The organism is Sulfurovum sp. bin170, from assembly GCF_010892395.1.
Taxonomy (GTDB): domain Bacteria; phylum Campylobacterota; class Campylobacteria; order Campylobacterales; family Sulfurovaceae; genus UBA1140.
The window spans coordinates 1-3,050 of record NZ_JAACKB010000338.1; the positions used below are offsets into that span (position 1 = coordinate 1).

Annotated in this window: 4 protein-coding genes; 3 read left to right on the forward strand and 1 reads right to left on the reverse strand. The window is 33.8% G+C overall.

Features of this window, described 5'->3' with window-relative positions; translation table 11 throughout:
* The 3 genes from GSY74_RS08055 to GSY74_RS08065 all read left to right on the forward strand — a co-directional run.
* A partial coding sequence (locus GSY74_RS08055) for a MotA/TolQ/ExbB proton channel family protein (RefSeq protein WP_164664592.1) occupies positions 1-1,105 on the forward strand: 1,105 nt, incomplete at its 5' end.
* Entirely contained in the window at positions 1,083-2,273 is a 1,191-nt protein-coding gene (locus tag GSY74_RS08060) for an OmpA family protein (protein WP_255494585.1), read from the forward strand. The genes GSY74_RS08055 and GSY74_RS08060, both read left to right, overlap by 23 nt.
* Positions 2,263-2,409, forward strand: coding sequence for a hypothetical protein (locus tag GSY74_RS08065; RefSeq protein ID WP_164664593.1), 147 nt, complete (start codon positions 2,263-2,265; stop codon positions 2,407-2,409). The genes GSY74_RS08060 and GSY74_RS08065 overlap by 11 nt, the downstream gene beginning before the upstream one ends.
* Before the next feature lie 7 nt (positions 2,410-2,416).
* On the opposite strand, the gene GSY74_RS08070 is transcribed toward GSY74_RS08065, so the two are convergent.
* On the reverse strand, positions 2,417-3,031 hold the full coding sequence (locus GSY74_RS08070) for a YceI family protein (protein WP_164664594.1): 615 nt from the start codon (positions 3,029-3,031) through the stop codon (positions 2,417-2,419).
* Positions 3,032-3,050: the final 19 nt, after the last annotated feature.

Here is a 3,050-nt window from a genome sequence, read left to right on the forward strand (position 1 = left end):
AAATTACGCAGTAATTGCTCTACTTCCAACTCTATTTCTAACAGGTATTGTCCTTGGTTATATGAAAATAATATCACTTAAAGTTGATATGCACTCACTAATTATCATATCTCTAATCTATTTTATATATCTACTTTTTATACAACATAATGCAAACTACGCTATATGTAATATGCGTAAAAGTTATATCCATCTACAGCAACAGCTACAGAAAAATATAAAAAGTAACTCCCTAACTATTGGTGATGAGACCAAATCAACAATCAATATAGAAGATTATATTCTTGAGTACTACAAGACCTTTCGTAATGACAACTTTGCCTCTGTTGCACCCTCATTCTTCCCAATGCTCGGTATCTTGGGTACTTTTACAGCGATTGCTATATCTATGCCTGATTTTTCTATACAAGAGAGTTCTGCACTAGATAGTGAGATTTCGATTCTGCTTAGTGGTATTGGAACAGCATTTTATGCCTCTATATTTGGTATCTTTCTCTCTATCCTATGGAACTACTTTGAAAAGAGAGGTCTCTCAAAAGCTGACCAAGATAAACATCATCTACAAAATGTATACAGTGAGTTTATATGGACAGATAGTGAACTCAAACGACATGAACACTCTCAACATGAGATGAGAGATGCAAAGATGATAGATGCTCTAAAAGAGACATTTAACTTGGAGTTTATACAGATGCTAAATCAACAACATATGGAAAATTTTCAAACTATTATAGATGAGACCAACAGAAACTTTACAAATATTACTACTCATATGAAGATGGTCTCTACTGACTTACAGGAGACTATCTCAAAAGTACACAAATCCAATAACGCACTAACAGCAACCCAGAAGATAGATGATAATCTTCGAAAGTTTATACTTACTACAGACAAGCTTCATAACTCCATAGATAAATTTGATAACTCATTAGAGAACTCTCTTAATATCACTTTCCATAAAATAGATGATGAGTTGGGTGATATTATCATCAAACTAGGGAACTTTGCTACAAGTATAAGTGAACAAAATAGAGTATTACAAGATACAGTCTCTAGGTACCATACAGAGATTTCTAACAGTATTGGCAATAGAGATAATGTTTAAACAGAGTAGCCAAACTGAAAATAGCAACTTTTGGATATCTTATGCTGACCTAATGGCAGGTCTGCTTTTTGTCTTTATCCTACTTATTGGTGCGATTATTGTCAAATCCTCAATCCTAAAAGATTCTCTAAAAGAGAAGGAGTCCACACTAGAGGTACAATCAGATACACTCAAAACACAAGAGGAGATACTCAAAGAGCAGTCTGAAAATATAGAAGATAAATCAGAAACCATTCATATAAAAGATTATGAGATTAACAAACTACGAAATCTCTTGGCAAAACGAAAACAAGCACTAAATGAAAGTCAACAGGCACTTATAGTCTCCAAAGAGAGTTTAACATTAAAGTCAAATGAGATAGAGAAGCTCAATCAACTTCTTTTGGCACAAAATACAAAAATAGATAGATACTCTGACAAGGTTATCTTACTGCAAAATCTAACAAGTGACTATACCAACACTATAGAGTATCAAAATGATATAGTAGAGGAGTACAAAGGTAAGGTTCTTGTACTCTCAAGCACACTAACAAAACAGGATGAGAAGCTAAAACTAAATGATGCCAAACTTCTACAACTACTAAAAGCACTAGATAACAGACAGACAAAATATGATGACCTATTGACAAAACTTCAAGCTCAAAAAGCACAAATAAAATCTCTAACTGGAATTAAACTGAAAGTTATAGCAGAACTCAAATCAGCACTGGGGAACAAGATAAATATAGATAAAGAGAGTGGTTCTCTACGACTATCATCCAGTATCCTATTTGATAAAGGCTCTGCACAACTCAAAGATAGTTCAAAAAGCCAACTCAAATCAAATTTTATAGAGTATGTAGATACACTAATCAGCAATAAAAATATATCTGACCATCTTGATAAAATCATTATAGAGGGTCACACCGATAGCGATGGTGGATACCTCTATAACCTAAGTCTCTCTCAAAAAAGAGCTTACGCTGTCATGAACTATCTCCTAACTCTGGACTATATCAAAAAGAATAATATCAAAACAAAACTAGTAGCAAGTGGTCGCTCCTATCTTGATGCAATCAAAATTAATGGCGTTGAAGACAAAGATGCTTCAAGAAGAATAGAGGTCAAGTTTAGACTCAAAAATGAGGATGCCATGTATGAGATAGAGAGGATTTTAGATGCAGATTGATTTTACACCTCATAAGATAAAAGCAGCCAAAGCCTATATTGAAAATCTTTGTGAAGATGAGAAAAAGGTAAAAAAGATAGAGAAAAAAGAGAAGCAACTCTCTTTTTTTCAGAGACTTAAGAGACTATTTTTTTAGACTTCATCTACTTCTTTATCTTTACATCACAAAGAGTAGCTTTGATATTGGTTCTAAACTCAATAGTCACATCATTCCAAGTTTTGCCTTCATGTAGGTCATAACAGCTCTTATTGAGACTAGCTAGTGCGTTGCTCCCTGCAAAATCAAATAGGTCTATAGTTCCAGTAGCTCTGAAATCACCTTTATTATAGTGATATGACATCGGTACAATCAGTGTCTTCTTATTCATCGTTATCTTCACATCAATAACACCTGTTCTAGCACCTTTATCAACTCGCTTATTCTCCTCAATATCTACAATCTTACCCTCAATCGTCTCCCCATATAACTTAGAGAAAAACCACTTAACCAAAGTCTTGTCCCTTGATGCATCACCAGTATCTATCTTGCTCACATCTATATTCACCATCGAACCAACAAATATCTCTTTGAAGTTTTTTCCTGATTTTTTATTTGGAGTATGATTAACCCCTGTAAATTGACCACTTACACCAAGCTTTGCCAATGTTTTATAAGCCTTCCATGTCACATTTATATCATCTGATTGCTCCAAGATACATCCATCAGTAGCACTGGCAAATGTAAACAGTGTTAGTAGTGAAATAATTGTTTTTTTCATTTTCTGTTCCTTTTTTTGA

Coding starts and splice junctions, on each gene's coding strand:
- GSY74_RS08070 (WP_164664594.1), bottom strand. CDS start 3,031: ATGAAAAAAACAATTATTTCACTACTAACACTGTTTACATTTGCCAGT.
- GSY74_RS08065 (WP_164664593.1), top strand. CDS start 2,263: ATGCAGATTGATTTTACACCTCATAAGATAAAAGCAGCCAAAGCCTAT.